The sequence below is a fragment of the Mycobacterium sp. NPDC050441 genome (genome assembly GCF_040655355.1).
GTDB lineage: Bacteria > Actinomycetota > Actinomycetes > Mycobacteriales > Mycobacteriaceae > Mycobacterium.
Genome location: NZ_JBFAJS010000006.1, coordinates 389104 through 409797, shown reverse-complemented (window position 1 = coordinate 409797; position 20694 = coordinate 389104). Strand labels below are relative to the sequence as shown.

Annotated in this window: 17 protein-coding genes, 1 tRNA gene and 1 pseudogene; 10 read left to right on the top strand and 9 right to left on the bottom strand. The window is 63.6% G+C overall.

Going from position 1 to position 20694, the window contains the following annotated elements; genetic code table 11:
• Positions 1-5 precede the first annotated feature (5 nt).
• The gene (locus AB0I14_RS20375) at positions 6-1103 is read right to left on the bottom strand and encodes a glutamate--cysteine ligase (RefSeq protein WP_358025270.1); all 1098 of its coding nucleotides are present in this window, start codon (positions 1101-1103) and stop codon (positions 6-8) included.
• A gap of 62 nt (positions 1104-1165) precedes the next feature.
• On the opposite strand from AB0I14_RS20375, the gene AB0I14_RS20370 reads away from it, so the two are divergent.
• Positions 1166-1981, top strand: coding sequence for an LLM class F420-dependent oxidoreductase (locus AB0I14_RS20370; RefSeq protein ID WP_358025268.1), 816 nt, complete (start codon positions 1166-1168; stop codon positions 1979-1981).
• 83 nt (positions 1982-2064) lie between these two features.
• Positions 2065-2946 carry a glyoxalase III HchA gene (gene hchA / locus AB0I14_RS20365; protein ID WP_358025266.1) on the top strand — a complete coding sequence of 294 codons (882 nt, stop codon included), beginning with the start codon at positions 2065-2067 and terminating at the stop codon, positions 2944-2946.
• A gap of 15 nt (positions 2947-2961) precedes the next feature.
• On the opposite strand, the gene AB0I14_RS20360 is transcribed toward hchA, so the two are convergent.
• From AB0I14_RS20360 to AB0I14_RS20345, 4 genes are read right to left on the bottom strand one after another with little or no spacing between them, the layout of a single operon-like run.
• Complete coding sequence (locus tag AB0I14_RS20360; protein ID WP_358025264.1) at positions 2962-3471, bottom strand: DinB family protein; 510 nt, start codon at positions 3469-3471, stop codon at positions 2962-2964.
• A 39-nt stretch (positions 3472-3510) separates the two neighbouring features.
• Positions 3511-3963, bottom strand: a complete 453-nt coding sequence (locus AB0I14_RS20355) for a hypothetical protein (RefSeq protein WP_358025262.1) — start codon at positions 3961-3963, stop codon at positions 3511-3513.
• A 1-nt stretch (position 3964) separates the two neighbouring features.
• Complete coding sequence (locus AB0I14_RS20350) at positions 3965-6805, bottom strand: RND family transporter (protein ID WP_358025259.1); 2841 nt, start codon at positions 6803-6805, stop codon at positions 3965-3967.
• Positions 6802-7182: an MmpS family transport accessory protein gene (locus tag AB0I14_RS20345; protein ID WP_358025511.1), complete on the bottom strand. Its 381-nt coding sequence runs from the start codon at positions 7180-7182 to the stop codon at positions 6802-6804. Before AB0I14_RS20345 ends, AB0I14_RS20350 begins: the two co-directional genes overlap by 4 nt.
• Before the next feature lie 353 nt (positions 7183-7535).
• Here AB0I14_RS20345 and AB0I14_RS20340 point away from each other — a divergent pair, with 353 nt between their 5' ends.
• The 3 genes from AB0I14_RS20340 to AB0I14_RS20330 all read left to right on the top strand — a co-directional run bounded on the left by AB0I14_RS20340 (position 7536) and on the right by AB0I14_RS20330 (position 10999).
• On the top strand, positions 7536-8006 hold the full coding sequence (locus AB0I14_RS20340) for a MarR family transcriptional regulator (protein ID WP_358025255.1): 471 nt from the start codon (positions 7536-7538) through the stop codon (positions 8004-8006).
• Between the two features lie 133 nt (positions 8007-8139).
• Positions 8140-8601 (top strand): SRPBCC family protein, encoded by a 462-nt coding sequence (locus AB0I14_RS20335; RefSeq protein ID WP_358025509.1) that lies wholly within the window; start codon positions 8140-8142, stop codon positions 8599-8601.
• A 223-nt stretch (positions 8602-8824) separates the two neighbouring features.
• Complete coding sequence (locus AB0I14_RS20330; RefSeq protein ID WP_358025253.1) at positions 8825-10999, top strand: hypothetical protein; 2175 nt, start codon at positions 8825-8827, stop codon at positions 10997-10999.
• Positions 11000-11033: 34 nt separating this feature from the next.
• Here AB0I14_RS20330 and AB0I14_RS20325 read toward each other — a convergent pair whose 3' ends face one another.
• Entirely contained in the window at positions 11034-11648 is a 615-nt protein-coding gene (locus AB0I14_RS20325; RefSeq protein WP_358025252.1) for a TetR/AcrR family transcriptional regulator, read from the bottom strand.
• A gap of 136 nt (positions 11649-11784) precedes the next feature.
• Here AB0I14_RS20325 and AB0I14_RS20320 point away from each other — a divergent pair, with 136 nt between their 5' ends.
• Positions 11785-14964 carry an arabinosyltransferase domain-containing protein gene (locus AB0I14_RS20320; protein ID WP_358025507.1) on the top strand — a complete coding sequence of 1060 codons (3180 nt, stop codon included), beginning with the start codon at positions 11785-11787 and terminating at the stop codon, positions 14962-14964.
• Between the two features lie 23 nt (positions 14965-14987).
• Here AB0I14_RS20320 and mraY read toward each other — a convergent pair whose 3' ends face one another.
• Entirely contained in the window at positions 14988-16067 is a 1080-nt protein-coding gene (gene mraY / locus AB0I14_RS20315; RefSeq protein ID WP_358025250.1) for a phospho-N-acetylmuramoyl-pentapeptide-transferase, read from the bottom strand.
• 251 nt (positions 16068-16318) lie between these two features.
• On the opposite strand from mraY, the gene AB0I14_RS20310 reads away from it, so the two are divergent.
• Positions 16319-16391: transfer RNA gene (locus AB0I14_RS20310), tRNA-Arg, on the top strand.
• A 112-nt stretch (positions 16392-16503) separates the two neighbouring features.
• Positions 16504-16754: pseudogene (locus AB0I14_RS20305) on the top strand (leucine zipper domain-containing protein); the annotation flags it as partial.
• Here the strand turns inward: AB0I14_RS20305 and AB0I14_RS20300 are convergent.
• Together AB0I14_RS20300 and AB0I14_RS20295 are read right to left on the bottom strand one after the other, a co-directional pair.
• Positions 16697-16819 carry a hypothetical protein gene (locus AB0I14_RS20300; protein ID WP_358025524.1) on the bottom strand — a complete coding sequence of 41 codons (123 nt, stop codon included), beginning with the start codon at positions 16817-16819 and terminating at the stop codon, positions 16697-16699. The pseudogene AB0I14_RS20305 and the gene AB0I14_RS20300 overlap by 58 nt on opposite strands.
• Before the next feature lie 121 nt (positions 16820-16940).
• Complete coding sequence (locus AB0I14_RS20295; RefSeq protein ID WP_358025505.1) at positions 16941-17987, bottom strand: DNA methyltransferase; 1047 nt, start codon at positions 17985-17987, stop codon at positions 16941-16943.
• 256 nt (positions 17988-18243) lie between these two features.
• Between AB0I14_RS20295 and AB0I14_RS20290 the strand changes: the two genes are divergently transcribed.
• Complete coding sequence (locus AB0I14_RS20290; protein WP_358025248.1) at positions 18244-19548, top strand: DUF262 domain-containing protein; 1305 nt, start codon at positions 18244-18246, stop codon at positions 19546-19548.
• A gap of 2 nt (positions 19549-19550) precedes the next feature.
• Positions 19551-20570 carry a HEPN domain-containing protein gene (locus tag AB0I14_RS20285; RefSeq protein ID WP_358025246.1) on the top strand — a complete coding sequence of 340 codons (1020 nt, stop codon included), beginning with the start codon at positions 19551-19553 and terminating at the stop codon, positions 20568-20570.
• The last annotated feature ends 124 nt before the right edge of the window (positions 20571-20694 follow it).

The following is a 20694-nucleotide window of genomic DNA, read 5'->3' as shown; positions in this document are numbered from 1 at the left end:
GCTAGTTAGTCGCTGGTGACAGCAGACGCCAATTCGCTTATCACGTCTGCAATTTCGCCTCGACGGCGCCAGGCCCGACGCTGCCGGATCGCGCCGTTGCCCTCGGCGACGACGCGGGCGACCTCGGCACCCACCATCCCGTAGTCGTCCAGCGCCACCAAGGCCGGCCGCACCGTCTCGACGAATCGGCCGAGCAGGTCCACCGCCGGGATCGTCGACTGATCCCCCAGCAGGTCGATGCCGTCGCCTTCGAGGCCATCATGGGCGGCCTTCCAATGCGCTGCGCGGATCTGGCAATCCGCCAGGCGCGGAACCGATTCGCCCTCGGCGTACGCATGCAGCGCGGTCATCACCCCGGCGCGGATCAACGTGGCGAGCAACACCGTCTCCGCAACCGTGGCCGGCACATCGGACACCCGCACCTCCGCTGTCGGAAAGTTCGCCGACGGCCGGACATCCCAATAGATCATGCCGTCGTCCAAGATCACACCGGCTCGCCGCAGCATGTCGACGGTGGCGTCGTACTCGGCGGCCGAATCGAAATGCGGCGGAGGTCCCGAGCTCGGCCACCGCAGCCACATGATGCTGCGGAAGCTGGCATAGCCGCTGTCGGCGTTGCGGTAGATCGCCGAGTTGGCGGTCAGCGCCAACAACACATGCAGCCACGGTCGCAGCCAGTTGCTGACGTAAATGGCGGCCTCCCGGTCCGGCACCGCAACGTGGACGTGGCAGCCGCAGATTCCCTGCTCGTGGGCGAGCATGCCGAACCGGTGGGCGATCCTCCGGTAGCGCGCGGTCGGTGTCACCGGGAACTTGCGCGGCACGGTCGGCGGCAGCGCGGCGGCCAGCAGCTGCGCCCCGTTGGCCGCGGCGGCCTCCGCGGCAATCCTGCGCAACCTGGTCAGTTCGGAGCGCAGCGCGCTGCTGGTGTCCATCACATCCGTGGTGGTCTCGATCTGGCAGCTCGTCAGCTCCAGTTGCAGGTCCACTCCTTGCTCGGCGGCGCTGGCGGCGACCTGCTTGTTACGGGCGATCGGTTCGCCGCGCTGCGGGTCGACGAGCAGGAACTCCTCCTCCACACCCACCGTCGGATGACTCGTCACGGCTCAGAATTGCCCACCGCAGACACCTCCAAACCTCCAGCCGCCATGCCTAAGATCGGGTGATGCCCAACGATTTCCGCTTTGGCGTCAGCCTGCGCGCCACCGGATCCCAATCGCAGATCGCCGATACGGCGCGGCGTGCCGAAGACCTCGGCTTCGACGTGCTCAACGTTCCCGACCACCTCGGTGCGCCCGCACCGTTCCCCACCCTGACCGCCATCGCCGCGGCGACCAGCACGTTGCGCGTCGGGACGTTCGTGCTCAATGCCGGTTTCTACAAACCGGCGCTGCTGGCGCGCGACGCCACCGCCCTGCGGGATCTGTCCGGAGGCAGGTTCGATCTCGGCCTCGGTGCCGGCTACGTGCGCGAGGAGTTCGAGGCCGCCGAACTTCCGTTCCCCGGTGCGCGCGACCGCATCGACTATCTGCGCCACACCACCGAATACCTGCGCGAGCATGCACCTGACATCCCCATCCTCATTGCGGGCAACGGCGACCGGCTGCTGACCGTGGCCGCCCAGACCGCCGACATCATCGGCCTCACCGGTGGCGATCACGTCGACGGTGATCCACTGGCCGACCGAATCTCCTTCCTGCGCAAAGCCGCCGGGGGCCGGTTCGATCAGCTGGAGCTCAACATCGCGGTCACCGCGATGCCCGCTCCAGGTAGCGATATGCCCATCCTCAACGTCCCCCGCCATTTCCTGCCGGGGCTCAGTGACGAAGAGCTACTGCGGCACCCCGGAGTGCTGTCCGGGTCGGTCAGCGCGATCGCCGACAACATTCGCGGTCTGCGCGAGAAATACGGCATCACCTACGTCATCGTGCAGATCGCCCACGCCGAGGCATTCGGGAAGGTGATCGCCGAGCTCCGATAGGCCGTCGCAGGCATGCCGCGGCCCCAACCCGGGTATCACTGACCTCGACCACACGAGCCGGCGAGAAGGAAGTGGTGAACGAGATGTCAACCGACGCAGAGCTCAGCAGAGTGCCCACCCGTGACCAGGCCGAGGACAACGCTTTCTTTCCGTCGCCCTACTCGTTGAGCCAGTACACGGCAGCCAAGACCGACTTCGCCGGCGTCGAACACCAGGGCGCCTACACCGAAAGCCGGTGGAAGGTCCTCATGATCGCCACCGAAGAACGATATGTGTTGTGCCAGAACGGAAAGATGTTCTCCACCGGCAACCATCCGGTGGAGATGCTGCTGCCGCTGCACCATCTGATGCAGGCCGGGTTCGACGTCGACGTCGCGACCATTTCCGGGTACCCCGCCAAACTGGAACTGTGGGCCCTGCCCCGCGAGGACGCCGCCGTGATGGCGACCTTTGAAGCCCTCAAACCCAAGCTCAAACAACCCCTCAAGCTCTCCGAGGTCGTCGCGGATCTCAAGGCGGCCTCCGACTATCTCGCGGTCTTCATCCCGGGCGGTCACGGAGCCGTCGTCGGCCTGCCGGCCAGCGAGGCGGTGGGTCAGGCGTTGAACTGGGCGCTGGACCACGGCCGATTCATCATCACGCTGTGTCACGGCCCGGCGGCGCTGCTGGCCGCCGGACTCGGCAAGTCCCAGTCACCGCTGGCCGGGTACGCGGTATGTGTGTTCCCAGACGCGCTCGACGAGGGCCCCAACATCGACATCGGCTATCTGCCCGGACGCCTGCAATGGCTCGTCGCCGATCTGCTGGCCAAGCAAGGGCTGACCATCGTGAACGACAAGATGGCCGGCACCGTGCACCAGGACCGCCGCCTGCTCACCGGCGACAGCCCACTGGCGTCCAATGCGCTGGGCATCCTGTCGGTCAACGCCCTACTCGAGGCCATCGGGGTGGACAGTCGGGCCTGAGTTCCGCCGCCCACCTCAGACCCCCACCTGTCCGTCGACGCGTTCGCGGATCAGATCCGCCTGCCCACAATGGCGGGCGTATTCGGCGATCATGTGCGTATAGATCCAACGCAAGCTGACCTCGCCGCCCATGAATGCGGCGGTGTCATCGAGTGCACGGGCCGCACAGTTGATGCGGGCCTGCGTGATCTCGTCCTGCCAGATCTGGGCGGCCACGCGATATGACGACTGCGCGGACAGCTCGAAGCCACCGTCATGGCCGATGGGATCGCGTGGCCCGAAGATCGGTGGCGCATCGTCACCGGTGAGCACTCTGCGGAACCAGTTCCGTTCCACTTCGGCCGCGTGCTGGACCAGACCCAGCAAGGTCAACCGCGACGGCGGCACCGATGCCGCACGCAGCTGCTCGTCCTCCAGCCCTTCGCACTTCAGGGCCAACGTGGCGCGATAGAAGTCCAGCCAACTCTCCAGCGTGGTGCGTTCATCGGCATTCAGTGGCGGCATCGGCCGCTGGATCGACGTCATGCTCACGATGCTGCCATCGCCCCACGCTGGACGGCTCAGTCACGGTGCAGATGTCGGCGCCGGCGGAGCCGGATCCGGGATCCGCCGCTTCAGACGCGCGCTCCTGAGTATCTGCATCGCCATGTTGGTCGAGGTGATCATCGGGAAGACGCCGAGAAACGTTCGCTCCGACGGGGTGTGCCCGTGCAACTGTTCGAGGCTGCCGAAGACATAGAAGCAACCGATGCAGAACAGCGTGGCGGGCACCGCGAGCGCCAGGATGCTGCCGCGATCCGCGAGGACCTGTCGCGCGAGAGCCAACTCCTCATCCGAGAGCGCCTCGCGCTTACGGACTTTCCGCAAGGTGGCCGGCAGGATGCCGATGCCGAGCTCCTGTGTGACATGGGTGTGGCCCCGCATCCGCCGGGTGAATACGAAAGCGACGACGGCGAACACCCAGATCAGTGCGAAGAAGACGATCGACAAGATGCCGTACAGAGTCGACGTCGTCATGTCACGCCTCCACTCGCTGCCGTTGGCGCAACGGCTGCCGGAGCGGTCGCTGCCTGATGAACGTCGGCCACCAGAACCACGGACCGAGGAAGCGCAGCAGACATGGCACCACGAACGAGCGCACGATCAGCGTGTCGAGCAGCAGACCGATACACACCGTCGAACCCACCTGGCCGATGGTGCGCAGATCGCTGATCAGCATGGCCAGCATGGTGAACGCGAACACCAGGCCCGCCGAGGTCACCACCCCACCGGTGCTCCCGAGGGCGCGGATCAGCCCGGTGTTCAACCCCGCACCGGACTCTTCCTTGACCCGGGAGATCAGCAGCAGGTTGTAGTCCGAGCCGACCGCGACCAGGATGATGAAGGTCAGCGGTAGCACCAGCCAGTGCAGGTGCAGTCCGATCAGGTGCTGCCACAACAGGATTGACAGTCCGAACGCGCCGGCATACGAGAACGCCACCGTACCGGGAATCACCATGGCCGCCACCAGGCTCCGGGTCAGATACAGCATGATCAGGAAGATCAGGACGAACGCGGCGATCGCCACGATGAGCAGATCGGACGCGGCATAGGCCTTGATGTCTTTGTTGTTCGACCCCGCACCGCCGATGTAGATCTTGGAGCCGGCCAGCGAGGTTTCCTTGAGCGCCGCCTTGATCGCATCCGGGAACTGTTCGACGTGTTCGATTCCCTCCGGTCCCATGGCATTGCCCTCGTGAGTGACGATGAACCGGGCGGCCTTGCCATCGGGCGACATCATCAGCTGCATGCCGGTCTTGACGTCCTCGTTGTCGAACGCCTCCCTGGGTATGTAGAAGAAGTCGTCACTGCGGGATTGGTCAAAGTCGTTGCCCACGTTGATCAGGTCGAAGAATGTCTGATCGGTCTGCGTGGACTGTAGATGCGCCGGACCGTAATTGTTCGTGATGACGCCCAGCAGGGACCGACTGTCGGCCATCATCCGCTCCAGCTGCGAGATCATCTGCGGCAGCAGCCGGTCGATCGCCTCGAACGACGTGACTGCGTTGGCGATCTGCGCGTCGAGACTGTCGATGCCGTCGAGCGAATCGAACAACGATCGCATCGCCCAGCATGCCGGAATGTCGAAACAGTGTGGCTCCCAGTAGAAGTAACTCTTCAGCGGCCGCAGAAAGTCATCGAGATTGGAGATTCCGGCGTTCATCTCGTCGGTGACCTGTTTGAGGTTCTCCAAGGTGAGAACCGTCGAATGCAGTTCATCGGCCATCTGCTGGGTCAGCCCGATCACCTGCTGCAGAACCTGCACCGAACGCGCCTGGATCTCGGCCTGCTTGTCGGTGTTCTCGTTCTGTTGCTCGGTGAACGGCAGCTGCTGACCACTTCCGCTGCCCTGGGTGGTGAACAGATAGGGAATCGTGGCGTGCTCCAACGGCCGGCCCAGGGGCCGGGTGATGCTCTGCACCATGGCGACACCGGGAAGGCGGATCAGGCTCTTGGCGACCCGGTCCAGCGAGATGAAGTCGGCCGAGTTGCGCATGTCGTGGTCGCTCTCGACCATCAGCATCTCGCTGAACAGCTTGCTCTGCGAGAAGTGCCGATCCGACGCTTCGAAGCCGAGATTGGCTGAGCCATCGGCAGGTTGGTAGGTGCGGTCGTCATAGCTGACCCGGAAGGTGGGAACGAACACCGCACCGATCATCACAACCGCACAACTCGCGGCGAACACGGGTTTCGGCCAGCGCACCACGCTCGTCGCGATCCGCCGGTACAGATGCCCCTTGGTCATGCGTTTCGGGTCGAACAGCCCGAACAGGCTGCCCAGGGTGAGCAGTGCCGGCGCGAGCGTCAGGGCCGCGGCGATGGTGAACAGCATGCTGATGGCCACCGCCGGACCCATGGTGTGGAAGTAGTCCAGCCGAGCCAGACTCAGGCAGTAACACGCGCCGGCGATCGTCAGGCCAGAGCCGATGACGATGGGTGCGACGCTGCGATATGCGGTGTAGAACGCGTCTTCGCGGCTCTCGCCGTCCTGTCTGGCCTCCTGATAGCGGCCCATCAGAAAAATGCCGTAGTCGGTTCCGGCCCCCAATGTCAGTGCGACGACGATGTTCACCGCGAACGACGACAGCGGGATGGCGCCGAAGTGCCCGAGCGTCGCGATGACGCCTTTGGCGACAAGCATTTCGATCAGCACGCTGACGAGCGGCACCAGTACGTTGGCGACCGACCGGTAGACCACCAGCAGCATGATCACGATGAGGATGATCGTCAGGATCGTGATGTTGTTGAGGCTGGAGTTGGCGATGGTGAGGGTGTCCGCTGCCAGTGGCGCGGCACCGCTGACGTAGACCTTGAGCCCCGGCGGTGGGGTGTCGTTGGCGATGATGTCGCGTACCGCGTTCACCGACTCGTTCGCCTGAAGCTGCCCGATGTTCCCGGCGAGCCGCAACAGTACGAAAGTCGCCTTGCCGTCGACACTTTGAGCCCCGGCCGCGGTGATCGGCTTGCCCCACAGATCCATCACGTACTGCACGTGCTCGGGGTCCTGCTTGAGCCGGTTCATCAGGTCGTCGTAATACCGGTGGTCGCCGTCGTCGAGCGGGCGATCGGCCTCGAACACCAGCATGGTGAGGCTGGTGGACGTGGACTCCTGGAACTTCTCCCCGATGCGCAGCATCGCGACCTGTGACGGCGCGTAGCTCGGGATCATCGAACCCGCGAGCTGCTCAGCGACCCGCTCGACCTGCGGGATGAACGTGTTGGTGCTGACGGCGAGAAGCGCCCAGAACACGATGATCGGCACCGCCAGGATGCGTACGGACCGCGCGACGAAGGGTCTGTTCGCCCGGTGCGTGCTCATGCGGACTTCACCCGGCAGGTGACGTCGGCTTCGGCATGGGTGGACGATTGTTCGTCGCGCACAACGCCGTTGACCAGCATCCGGCACCCGACTTCGCCACCGTCGACCTGGACGGAGATGCTGCCGGAGACCACCGTGAGGGTCGTCGTCTCGGTGTGTGTCCAGGGCAGCTCGGCGACATCGACCTTGTGCGGGTGTCCGTCGATGTCGACGTAGCTCAGCATCCCGCCGTCGCCGACGGAGCCGAACACCTCGTAGGTGAGTTGTTTGGGAGTGAACTGCTCGGGCGCCTGCGCGGCAAGGACGGTAGGCACGGGGCCGGGTTCGGACATCTGGTGCACCTTCCAGACGCCGAGCCCGCCGACGCCGACAGCCATGACGGTGACCAGCGGAAGCCATCCGTTCTCCAGGATGGTCCGGGTTCGTGGTCTGGCGCCGATTCGGCGGCCTGCGGCATCGCCGCGCTCGCTCGCGGGTTGCTCCCCGATCATGATCGCAAGATATATCGCATACGGGAAGCACTTCTCAAGCCGGCGGCTAACCTCAGGTCCACATTCACAGCAGGCTGACAGCCGACTCCCGAGTGGATGCGGAGCTTGCTACCAGACATTTTCCTGGGCGCCGACGCCGGCAACGAGGGCACTCGTCGCCACCGCCCAGAGTCCGCACCACGGACAGTCCACCGAACCGCTTTTGCCCATTTACTTCCTATGGCTGATATAAATGACTCGTGAGCAGCGCACCTTTCGACAGCAGCGTGGAAGCCGTCTCGTCGATGCTCGTGGCGAGCGCCGATCTGATGTGGCGGCACCTCGCGGATCGCAAAGGGTTGAGCGCGAGCGCGACGCTCGTCCTCGTCCGACTCAACCGCGAGGGCCCGATGCGGGTGACCGCGCTCGCCGAGGCGGAGGGCGCAAGCCAGTCGGGCATGACGCAACTTGTCCAGCGTCTGGAACAGCAAGGGCTGCTGGAGCGGTGCAGCGATCCCGATGACGGGCGGGCCTGCCTGGTCAAGGTCGGCGAGGGCGGCCGCCGCCTCTGGGAAGCGCGGGCCGTTGTGCGCAAACGGCGCCTCGCCGAGCTGTTGGCCGGATTGCCCGAAGACGACCAGATGGCGCTGTGGCTGGCCGCTCGGGTCGCGGGACGACTGGTCGACCAGATGCGCGAGATGGCCGACACCGGGGTCACCATCGACGCCTAGGGCAACCCGGGAAGCGGTCATGCGTCGACGCTCGCACGGCCACCAGACGCTGTGAACCCCGGAAAACCCGTAGTCCTTGTCCACGCCGGTGTTACGTTGACGCCATTGCCCCGAGGAGGCGGACGCCATGTCCATGGAAGGTTCGGTAACCGTGCGGATGTCCGCGCCTGCGGACCGCATCTGGGATCTCATCGCCGATGTACGCAACACCGGGAAGTTCTCACCTGAGGTGATGGAAGCCGAGTGGCTCGGTGGCGCGACCGGCCCGGCACTCGGCGCGCGGTTCCGGGGACATGTGAAGCGCAACGAGATCGGCCCCGTCTATTGGACGACCTGCGAGGTGACGGCCTGCGATCCCGGGCGTGAGTTCGGCTTCGCCGTCCTGTTGGGCGACCGATCGGTGAACAACTGGCACTACCGGCTGGAACCGGCCGGCGCCGAGACCGATGTCACCGAATCCTTCCGGATGACACCGGGAGCATTCACCACGGCGTTCTCATTTCTCGGCGGGCAACTCCGAACCCGCCGGAACATCCGCGACATGCGCAAGACCCTCGAGCGGATCAAGGACGTCGTGGAGACCGGCGAGCAATAGCCGAACACACAGCCTTCCTGTGTATTCCTGTGCGACAGCTATGGGTTGATGAGAATCCGGCGCGATGCTGGCGTCTGCGGCGGGAATAAATAGAATTTAGTTGCACTTAGCAGTTGTGGTAGGCATTAGGTACCGGGCCGCACGACTGAGGCCCGGTACATCTGGATCCGCGCGGTCGGGAGCGGCGCGATCACGGCCATCGGCCGTAGTTGAGGAGTTCGACATGACGATCCTCGGGCCCCGACTGGTCCCCGAGAATGTTGTGGAGTATGCCGAGCCTGAGCCGAGGTGGCGAAGGTTCGTGCCGCGCTCTCGCCGAGGCAAGGCCACCGTCGCCGTCGCCATGGCCGCGATGCTCGTCGTTGGCGTACTCGGTGCCGCATATGAGACCTCACCCGGCGGTGCGCTGTGGGGCGTCACGCGGACGGTGTTTCCGGATCGCGCTCAAGACGTCGCCTTGACCGCTGTCGTAGAAGATCTGAAGAAGGCGCAGGACATCCTCGGCAGCGGGCAGCAACCGACTGCCGATGAGCTGACGGACGCCCGCACCGCGCTCAATCAGGCCAAGCAGGACCTGGACTTCCTGTCGCCGTCACCTGAGCGAACCAGCATGCAGAATCTCTATCTTCAACTGACACAACAGCTTCTGCAGTACACACCCGACACGGTGCAGCGCCTGGCGGCGTTGCCCGCCCCGCCTCCGGAGGCGCCGCCTGTCGACCCGCAGCAGCAGGACGATGTGGCGCTGACCAGTGCGGCCGCGCCGACCTGGGGATACAACGCGCCCGACGACTACGTCCCAGCGCCGCCCGGCGTTCCGGATTCCCCGATGGCCGACTGGCCGCAGCCCATTGATCCGCCGGTTACGCCCAACCTCGGAAACCTGGGTTACTACGACCAGTCCTGGGGACAGCTCTACGGCTACGACCGCGGCGGCTGGTACAACTACGACCTCAGTGGCTACAACCAGTACGGCTACGACTTCATCGGATTTGACCGGTGGGGATATGACCGCTGGGGCTACGACCGGTGGGGATACGACCGCTGGGGCTACAACTGGGCCGGCTATAACTGGGCGGGTTACGACCGCGACGGCTGGGACCGCAGTGGCTGCAACGAATGGGGCCAACACCGCGACCGACCAGGCGATCCGCGCAACCAGCGCTGGTATGACCGTCACTATCCGTACCAGCAGTACTACCGGTGGAAGTTCCGAAACTACAATCCGGTGTACCGCCGCGCGCAGTGGGACCGGGCCCACGGATTCAACCCGCACCTGTACCAGAACTGGAACAAGAACCGGGACTGGCACAATCCGCGCAATCGCGATTGGGCACCCCCGGGCGTCACGGTGAACAGTGCGGTCAACATCCACATCTCGTCACCCGTGGTGAATCTGAATGCCTCTCTGACACAGTTCATCTCGAATGACAGGGCGACACGTACCTCCGGGCCCCTGATGAAGGACCTCGCGGACAAGTCCGCACGCAACTTCGCCAGAGACCTCACCCCGCGGACCAACCCCCTCGCCGGGTGGCAGCCGGTGTCGACGCTGGGACAGCGACCCGAGGCACCCAAGGAAGATCACCGAACGTCGCTTGTGTCAGAGGTATTGACCGCACCGCCGGCATTGGCGGCACCCGCGCCGGCTGCGCCGCCGTCGAAGGTGTCACCCACATTCAGCGCACCCAAGCTTTCGCCGGTGCCTGCCTACACGCCGCCAACGACCGACAAACCGCGCGGAAAGCCAGAGACTGCACCGGCACCGGAAGCAAACCTGGATCTTTCCCCGGGGCAGCCGGCGACGCCCCCGCGGGCTGACCGGCCGAACCCGGGCGCAGCGTCGCCCGACCAACCGGAACCGGCGAGCCCACCCAACCCTGCGACGGATCGTCCCCACGAGGCCCCGGCGCCGCGTGAGACCGCTCCCGATCCGCAGGCTCCGGTTTCGCAGCCGCAGGCACCCCCAGAGGCGCCGAGACAACAGGAGCCTCCGCAGCAGCGGAATGCACCGGAAGAGCCTCCTGCGCAGCGTGATCCGGCTCCCAAGGTCCAGGCCCCTGAGCCCGAGGCGCCGGCCCCCAAGACCCAGGCTCCTGAGCGCGAGGCGCCGGTGTGGCAGGAACCCGCCCCCGAGCGCGAGGCCCCGGCGCCCAAGTATCAGGCTCCCGAGCGCCAGGCCCCCGTCTGGCAGGAGCCCGCTCAGCAAGCACCCCCGCAAGAGGCACCTGCGTGGCAACGGCCCCAACGGGAGGCGCCCGCTCGACAGGACCCGCCGGCACGCGAGGCCCCAGCCCCGCGGCAAGCTCCTCAGCAGCGTTCGGAGCAGCCGCGCTCGGAGCCCTCGTCACCGAAGGGTCCGAAGTGTCCACCTCCGATGTGTTCAGGTCGCGGGTAACCCATACCGCGGAAATGGGTTTCGACGTTGGTGATCAACGTGTCCCCTGGGCGCCCGATGGCCCAGTGGGAGTGAAAGGTGCAAGCAGGAATTCGTCGACGAACCTGGCGAACGTGTCGTCGACGAAGGTCGGGTCGGGTGCGGTGAAGTATTCGATGATGAAACCCTGGAAAGCTGCCAGCGCGATGCGTGAGCGGGTCTCGGCGACGTGGGCGGGCATCCCGAGGGCAAGAAGGCGGGCCTTGGAGTTGCGCGTCAACAGCGACAGGGTGTCCCAGGTGTATTCGCGGTAGGGGCTGTCGACGCCACACGCGGCACCGAAAATCTGCAGCACGACGCGCAGGCTGTCACGACGCTCGCCGCGCGTGCATTCATGCCAGTCTTCGAAACACCATTCCCGATGTGCCGCAATCGACTCCGGCAGGTCCAGATTCTCCGTCTCCGGTATCGCCGCACGCTGCTGGCGATTCAACACGTCAAGCATGAGTTGCTCTTTGCTGCCGAAGTAGTACACCAACATCCGGGCGCTGGTCCCCATCTGGGACGCAAGCTCGCGTAGCGAGGTGTCAACGATCCCGGTGCGCGCCAAAATCGCGCCCGCGGTGGCCAATAGCTCTTCGCGCTTGTCGCGGTCGAACGGTCGCGGCACACTTGACTGTAACACTTGCTTCAGATACTGATGATGCGGTGCGCGCGAACACGAGGGCGAGGGACGCTCGGTGAGCCTGGTCGAGGACGTCAACTCTGCGACCGGAAGCGAGCGCTCCGAGGCGCCGGCAGCACGAATCCGCCGGCCGTTGCAGGTGACCCGATGGGTCGCCATCATCGCGGGACTGGTGGGGTTCGTGGCCAGTGCGCTGATCCCAGTATTGCCGGTGGTGCAGACAACCGCGTCGCTGCAGTGGCCACAGGGTGGACGGCTGGGCAGTGTGACCGCACCGCTGATCGCACTGGCCCCGCAGTCGTTGGAAGCCTCGGTGCCCTGCAGCGTGTTTCGCGAGATGCCCGCCTCGGGCGGCGTGGTGTTGAGCACGGCGCCGGCGGCCGGCAAGCAGGCGATGCTCAACGGGCTCTTCGTCACGGCTACCGCCCAGCGGGTCGACGTGATCGCCCGCAACGTGGTGATCCTCAGCGTGCCGCGCAGCCGGATGAGCGACCCGCAGTGTCAGCGGCTGCAGCTGTCCTCTTCGACGGCAGGCACATTCGCCGCAGTCGAAGGACTGACCGACCCGAACACCGGCGGGCCGTTGCGCGGCGGCTTCGGTGATGCGAACTTGCGGCCCCAGATCGTCGGGGTGTTCACCGACCTGAGCGGTCCCGCCCCGGCCGGATTGTCGTTCGCCGCGACCATCGACACCCGATACACCAGCTCCCCGTCACCGCTGAAGACTGCCGCGATGGTCGCCGGCCTCCTCGGCACGATTGTCGGACTGTTGGCGTTGTGGCGACTTGACCGCCTCGACGGGCGGCGCGCGCAGCGGCTCATTCCGACCCGTTGGCGCACCTTCAACGCCGTGGACGCCACCGTCATCGTGGTATCGGTGGTCTGGTTTGTCGCCGGCGCTGGATCCTCCGATGACGGTTACCAATTCGGCATGGCCAACACCTCCAGCCATGCCGGCTACATGGCCAACTACTTCCGTTGGTATGGCAGCCCCGAAGACCCGTTCGGCTGGTACTACGACCTGATCGCGGCAATGACCCACGTCAGCCATGCCAGCCTCTGGTTGCGTCTGCCGGACTTGGTCTGCGCGCTGGTGTGTTGGCTGCTGCTCTCCAGGGAGGTTCTGCCCCGCCTCGGACGAGCGGTCGTGAGAAGTAACGCGGCGGTGTGGGCGGCAGCGCTGGTGTTCATCGCGGCGTGGATGCCGTTCAACAACGGCTTGCGGCCTGAAGGTCAGATCGCCACCGGCGCCCTCATCACCTATGTCCTTGTCGAACGCGCCATTGCGACACGCCGCGCCACACCGATCGGGCTGGCGATCGTGGTGGCTGCGTTCACCCTCGGGATCCAGCCCACCGGGATCATCGCCGTGGCTGTCCTACTTGCCGCTGGTCGCCCGATCGTGCGAATCATCGTCACCCGCGCCAAAACGGTGGGAATCTGGCCGGTGCTGCTGCCCCTGGCCGCAGCCGGGTTTGTGGTCCTCACGGTGATCTTCGCCGACCAGACCCTGGCAGCGGTACGCGAAGCCACCACATTGCGCACCGCGATCGGGCCCGCGCAGCCCTGGTACACCGAGAATCTACGCTACTTCTACCTGTTCTTGCCGACCACCGACGCCGCCTTATCCCGCCGCTTCGGAATCTTGATCACCATGGCATGCCTGTTCGCCTCGATGCTGCTGTTGTTGCGCCGCAAGCGAATACCTGGGATCGCGGCCGGACCGGTGTGGCGACTGATGGGTGTCATCTTCGCCACCATTTTCCTGCTCACGTTCGCCCCGACCAAGTGGATCCACCATTTCGGGCTGTTCGCCGCCGCCGGCGCGGCGATGGCAGCAGTGGCCACCGTGCTCTTCGGTCCGACGGTGCTGCGCTCACGACGCAACCAGGTGGCGTTTCTCGCCATCGTGCTGTTGGTTCTCGCGTTGTGTTTCGCTTCCACCAACGGTTTTTGGTACGTCTCCAGCTACGGGGTGCCGTTCAACGACAGCAGCCCACACTGGGGTCCGGTCACCGCCAGCGCTGTATTCCTCTGGCTATGCCTGGCGGCCGCGGGCTACGCCGGATGGCTGCACCTGTTCCCACCGAGACGACCTCCATCGCGGCCGGCCCGGATGCTGACCGCAGCACCGGTGCCCGTGGCAGCCGGGCTGATGGTGCTGGTGTGCACCGGGTCGATGCTGACCGGAGCGGTCAAGCAATACCCCAGCTACTCCAACGGCTGGGCCAACCTGCGTGAGCTGGCCGGTGGATGCGGGCTGGCCGACGACGTCCTCGTCGAACCCGACGCCAACACCGGATTCCTCGCGCCACTGCCCGGACGCTACGGCCCCCTGGGGCCGCTGGGCGGCACCGAACCGATCGGCTTCAACCCGAATGGCGTGCCTGAACACACACTGGCAGAGTCGATTTGGCAAAGCCAGGCGAAGTCCGGAACCGACTACGACTGGGATGCGCCAACCGCCCTGGATCAGCCCGGGGTCGACGGTTCCAGCGTCGTGTTGCCCTACGGCCTTGATCCCACCCGCGTGCCGGTGGCGGGTAGCTTCACCTCCGGCCCTCAACAAGTCAGCACGCTCACCTCTGCGTGGTATCGACTTCCGGCCGCCGACGCCGCCCACCCGCTCGTGGTGATCACCGCGGCCGGCACCATCACCGGCAGCAGCGTCCTCTCCGGCCGCACCACCGCCCAAACGGTCGCCCTGGAATACGGCATACCCGGCCCCGACGGCGCACCCGTACCGGGCGGGCGACTCATCCCCTACGACATCGGCCCGCAACCAGCCTGGCGCAGCCTGCGTTTCCCGCGCACCGCCATCCCCGCCGACGCCTCCTACGTGCGGATTGTCGCCGACGACCGCTCATTGGACCCTGGAGACTGGGTCGCCATCACCCCGCCGCGGGTGCCTGAGCTCCGATCAGCTCAGGAATACCTTGGCTCCACGCAGCCGGTGCTGCTGGATTGGGCTGTGGGACTGGCATTTCCGTGCCAGCAGCCGATGCTGCACGCCAACGGCGTCACCCAGATCCCCAACTATCGAATCTCACCGGATTACCCCGCCAAGATCGAAATGCCGGACACCTGGCAGTCCGGCGACAACGGCGGCCCCTTGGGCATCACCGACCTACTGCTGCGGGCTCATGTCATGCCCACCTACTTGTCCCGGGACTGGGGCCGCGACTGGGGCTCCCTGCGCCGCTTCACACCCGTCGTCGACGCTCCCGAAGCCCACCTGCAGCTGGGAACCGCCGTTCGGAGTGGACTCTGGAACCCCGGGCCCATTCGCATCGGGCCGTGAGTGCTCCGCCATCCGCCCAGCGCTCAGGCCCCGACAGCCGTCAACCATTCGCCGTAGAAGAGCGCGACTCCGAGGCCGCTGGCGATTGCCGCAATCAGCCAGAACCGTATCGTCAGTGCGCTTTCCGGCCAGTCCATCAGCTCGAAGTGGTGGTGAAGCGGGGTCAATCGAAAGACCCGTCGTCCGGTGGTGCGGAACGCCACGACTTGGATGACGACAGAAGTCACCTCGGCCACGAACAGGGCACCGAGGATGACGGCCAGGAGCTCGGTGCGGCTGACCACCGATAAGCCGGCAATGATGCCGCCCAACGCGAGCGAACCCGTATCACCCATGATGATCTTGGCGGGTGCGGCATTCCACCAAAGGAATCCGATACAGGCGCCGGCGGTGGCAGCGGCGACGAGGGCCAGATCGAGAGGGTCGCGGACCTGGTAGCACCCGGCTTCCTGGGTGACGGCACATGCGTTTCGGAACTGCCAGAAAGTGATGAGCACGTAGGCGGCACTCACCATCGCCATGGTCCCCGCGGCGAGCCCGTCGAGTCCGTCCGTGAGGTTGACGGCATTCGACCACGCCGAGACCACGATGATGCAGAACAGGACGAACACCACGGCCGGCAGCGCGAACGAGACGATTTCACGGACGTAGGACAGTTCGGTGCTTGCCGGTGTGAGACCGTCAGCGTTACGGAACTGCAGTGCGAGCACGGCGAAAAGGACTGCCGCGACCAATTGCCCAGCGGACTTGGCTCTCTTGTTCAGGCCGAGATTGCGTGCGCGCCGCAACTTGACGTAGTCGTCGGTGAAGCCGACCGCGCCCAGTGCGGTGGCCAGTCCGAGCACCAGCAGACCGGATGCCGACGGGCCGCCTCCGCCGAGTGCGAGCCCAATGAGGTTGGTGCTCAGGTAGCTTGCCCAGATCGCGGTGAGGATGGCCAGACCGCCCATTGTCGGGGTGCCACGCTTGCGTTGGTGGGTCTGTGGGGCGTCGTCACGGATTTCCTGACCGAACCCCAACCGGGTGAACACCCGGATCAGTACGGGGGTCAGCAGAAGCGCGACCACCACGGCTATGCCCGCGGCGAACAGTATCTGGCTCATCGGCGACGCCGGCCGCTGCCGCGCGATCCGGTCGACAACTGCACCCGATTGAAACCCCATCCCCCCATCGGGCCAGTATGGCCGATCCGCTGCTGCGCGGGCGCCGGCGACATTCCCCCGGCCGATCTCCTCGTGGCTTCCGGCCGACATCGACACCGCCTCCCGACAGCCCCGATGCCGCTGGTTGGCGCTTCGCCAACTACGATGAGTCGTCCCTTAGGGTTGTAGACACCTATTTCGATAGGTCCCGAGCCCCCGTAGCTCAGGGGATAGAGCACGGCTCTCCTAAAGCCGGTGTCGCAGGTTCGAATCCTGCCGGGGGCACTCCTGACTGTATGACGTCGGGTGATGCTTGACGTTTTGTCTCCGGTTGATGGGGGACAGTGTTTCGGCTGATGCTTTACAGCTACTTCGGTTGATCCTTGACACTCCCTGGATGAGGGAGTTGAGCCTGGTGGAGCAGCGGTATCAGGCTGTTTTGGCGGTGATCAGCGACGGGTTGTCGATCACGCAGGTGGCCTCCAAGGTTGGGGTGTCGCGTCAGACCTTGCATGCGTGGTTGGCCCGGTATGAGGTCGAGGGTTTGGACGGGTTGGCTGACCGGTCGCATCGGCCGGGGTCGTGTCGCATCAGATGCCGGCGGCGGTGGAAGCGACGGTGCTGGAGCTGCGGCGCTCGCCCCCGTATTGAGGGCCGCGGCGGTTGGCGGCTCTCTTGACCGCATCCCTACTCACGACAACCCGCTTCGCCATGATTTTAGGCTACTAAGTCCCATTACCAACTGAGGAGGGACGATCCAAATCGGTAGTCGGCATTGCCGCTAGGCAGAAACTCCGACCCCAGCACGTCTTGAGCCTGCCGAACTGCGGCCCGTCAGCGCAGTACCGCGAGGACGTCTACCTCATTGGCATAGGCGCCTGTCCTACCCATTTGCGATGCCTGCCGCGCTTGGTCGCCAGGTCTACCTGAATCGTGCACTCGCGTAATTTTCCAACGCCCCGATTGATCAAGTGAGCGTCGAAGAAGCTTCTCCGGCGACAAGCCGCTGTCCACGCTGGGGAGTGCGCCGAAACGTACGGCAAGCCGTGCGCCCGGATTGGAACGCAAAGCAGTGCGGTCCCACACCGCCGCGAGACCGTCTACAAAAACATCAACATTCGTGTGTCGAAGCTGATTGTCAGTCGAGTAGTCGACGTGCGGCGGACCGCCAAGAAACCACGACCTAAGCCATTGGTCAGGCACATAGGTGTACATCCGGTAGTAAGGCGGACTCGTCACAATCCAATCAAACCGTTGGCGTACGCCCTTCAATACCTCAGCCGCGTCGCCACAGTAGACCGCACCTCCGTGATGAATTGGAACCGCGGCCAGGGTGTAACGAATCCGTCGCGTTAAGGTGTCGAGGACGCTCACACGCGGCGGTGCCATGGCCCGTGTGGACCAAAAGCGCACCGCAGCATCGGGTTTCGTGGCATACGTACGCGGCATTTGGTTTGATAAGTAGGTGGGTTCACCTTTGAGTAGAGGACCGTGCAAGATTCCCAGCACAATGGCACGCAAGACTGCAGCAGCGTTGTGATCCGTCGGGAGTGACGCAAGCTGTTCACGAAGCCAACAGAGTTGATTCAGGGTTTCTGGGTGAAATGCCCAATCCCAGAACTCGCCGACAGGCACGTCGACGGGCGACTTCTCCTGCTGGAGGATGTCACACACGAGGCTTTCCACTTCGCGGGGGTCCGCACGCGCAACCTTCGCTGATGCGATCGCAGCCGCGACTGGGCTGGCATCAATCCCCACCGAGTTGAGTCCCTTAAGCCGAGCCGCGAACATCGTCGTTCCTCGCCCACAGAACGGATCCAGGACCCACTCCCCCGCCCTCGCACGAGCCAGACGCGCTAGCGGGAAGTCAAGCGGGAACATCGTGAAGTACGGACAGGCCGTGTTGAGTCGCTCCTGCACCCTCACAGCCGATGACACAGTGCTGACTGAAGCCTTCGGTGCCACGCGCGAAGCATATATGCGCCGACCGACATCGAGCTCGAAGGACATGGGCGGTGACGAGCTCCCAGGCATCCCTACGCGCATATTTGCAGTACGCCTAAGTCCACGTGGGGGCCGTTCAACGGCACACCCTGGTTGTCGAGCTAATATCCAGGCAGTAACGAAAGGTAGCGTCGTGACAGAGCCAGATGACCATGACTCAACACTGAATGTTGATTTGTTCCCTGGTGAGAGGATCGCCGCGTCGGAACCGGAAACGCTCGAGCAGTCGAGCGATGCGGAGCTAAGCGCGCGTTATCTCAGTAATGGGGTGCGCATTGTTACGGAGCAAGCTCGATATCCACTGAACCAAATCCACTCAATGTTGACTCGGAAAACCGAATCAGAGTCGGGAGAGTTCGAATTTACATATAACCGCGACCCAGAATATCAGCGCAGGCACCGGTGGGATGCCACAAGGAAATCACGGCTGATCGAGTCATTCCTTATGAACGTCCCAGTTCCGCCAATCTTTCTGTACGAAAACGAGCTTGCTCGATACGAGGTTATGGACGGCCGGCAACGCCTCAGCGCTCTTATGGATTTCTATTCTGACTCGCTTGTGTTAGAAGGCCTTCAGCATTGGCCCGAACTGAACGGTAGAACCTATAAGTCGCTGCCCACGGCCATAAGGAACGGGATTGACCGTCGATATTTATCTTCGATTATCCTGCTCAACGAAACGGCCGCCGCGGGCGAGCAGGCGGCCTTACTAAAGAAACTGGTCTTTGAGCGGCTAAATTCCGGCGGCGTCGAACTGAGCGGGCAAGAGACACGGAACGCAATATTCGATGGCCCGGTCAACTCTCTGTGCATTGAGCTGTCGGAATTGCCCGAGTTTAAAGAAATGGTTGGTGTTCCTTTTGACGTACCAGAATCGTCCGGCACCACGCAAGATGGCGGAGACGTCGACGATGAAAATGAGAGTCCAGACCTTCGAAAGGGGACACCAATTGGCAGGAAATGGTACGAATCCATGGATGATGTGGAACTCGTATTGCGCTTCTTCGCCTATCGCCACCTTCGCAATTTCTCGCAAGGCTTGAACCGTATAAGGGAATTTCTTGATCAATTCCTTCTCAAGGCTAACACCTTTGACAACGCCACGATAGAAGCGTATCGAAGCCTGTTTACGGAAAATATCAAATTCTGGTACGCCGTGGGTGGGCCGAACGCTTTTCAGCCAAGGGGAATCTCGCGCTCACGCCATTTCAGCAAGATTGCGTATGACGCCCTTATGTATTCCAGTTCCGCACTAACGCCTGAACAACGAGAAATTCTCATGAAACATCCAGATGTGCTGAACAGATCGATCAACGAGATGTACGAGAAAAACTCCGACGCCTTCGGCGGAAGAAAAACTAACGCCTCAGACGCTCACCGCCGTAATCTTTACGCATTTGAGGCCCTTCAGTCAGCGTTAACCCAGATCCAAGCCTGAATATGCTGGTCTATTACCAAGAGTTGGCGGCCGATTTAACACGCATCCGTAACTTTTTGGCTCTACCCAGTTCGACTCCATCGACTGCTGACGAGCGCACATTTAGTTATGTCGCGTGTATTTCGACCCTGTATGCTTCATTCGAAAATTTCGCCGAACGACTTGCATTTCGATTCTCGGAAATCTTGCTTTCCAGCCCGGCTTACCTCTCAAAAGAAGAAGTGCAGAAGTTACGAAAGCGGTACGTATCAAATGCTTCATCGCTACTTTCACAATCGCTCGGATCAGGCAGATACCAAGATGTCACAGAACTAGATGTCGCACAAAGCTTGGCATCGTGTCTCGACGAGAACGTCCCGTACCAACTCCGCCTCGAAATCCTCTCTCTCCACAACGCAAATCTGCGATGGCAGGTGCTCGGAGACATGTTCAGGTGGGCCGTCGATGACCTCCTAGCCGGTGTCGCCGCCTCTGACGCTGTTGCGAAATGGACCAACCTTAATGGCGCAACTAGTAAGGCGATCGCCGATGAACTAGACGCCGAGCTCAAGGAATTAGTCTCCAGGCGGAACGAGATTGCCCACCGCGGTATACCCGACGAAATCCTGTCGCCGGAAAGCATGCTAGACAAAATCGATTACATCGAAGTTGTCGCGCTTGCCATGATCGCAAGCCTCGCTACGCGCGTCTTGGAGCTGAGTGCAGAGACGGGCGATAGTGTGTCTGTCGGGACAGTAATGGACGTCTTTAAGCAGGACCGCGTCGCTATCGTGACGCTAGAGCACCCAGTCTCGGAAGGCGAGACCGTCTGGGCGACACATTCCAAGAAGGTCAGATGGGGTCGGATCAAACAGATCCAATTGGAGGACACGCGAGTACCGAGTGCAGACACCGGCGAGGTGGCCGGGATCGAACTTGAGTTTGCCACCGCCAAAGGAGCAGTGCTTCACCGGTGGGGGAATCCAACCGACGACCTGGTGCCGGCGCCGAGCAACATTTTCGGCGACAAAGGCCCACTTTAGTGGCGCCCCGACGGGACTCTGTGTGGAGTTGTTTGCCGATACGCCGGGACGCCCGAGCCGATGGTTGTCGGTTCGGATGCAAGCCCGACAAGTACCGAGCCAGCCGAACCACGGTCCGTCACGC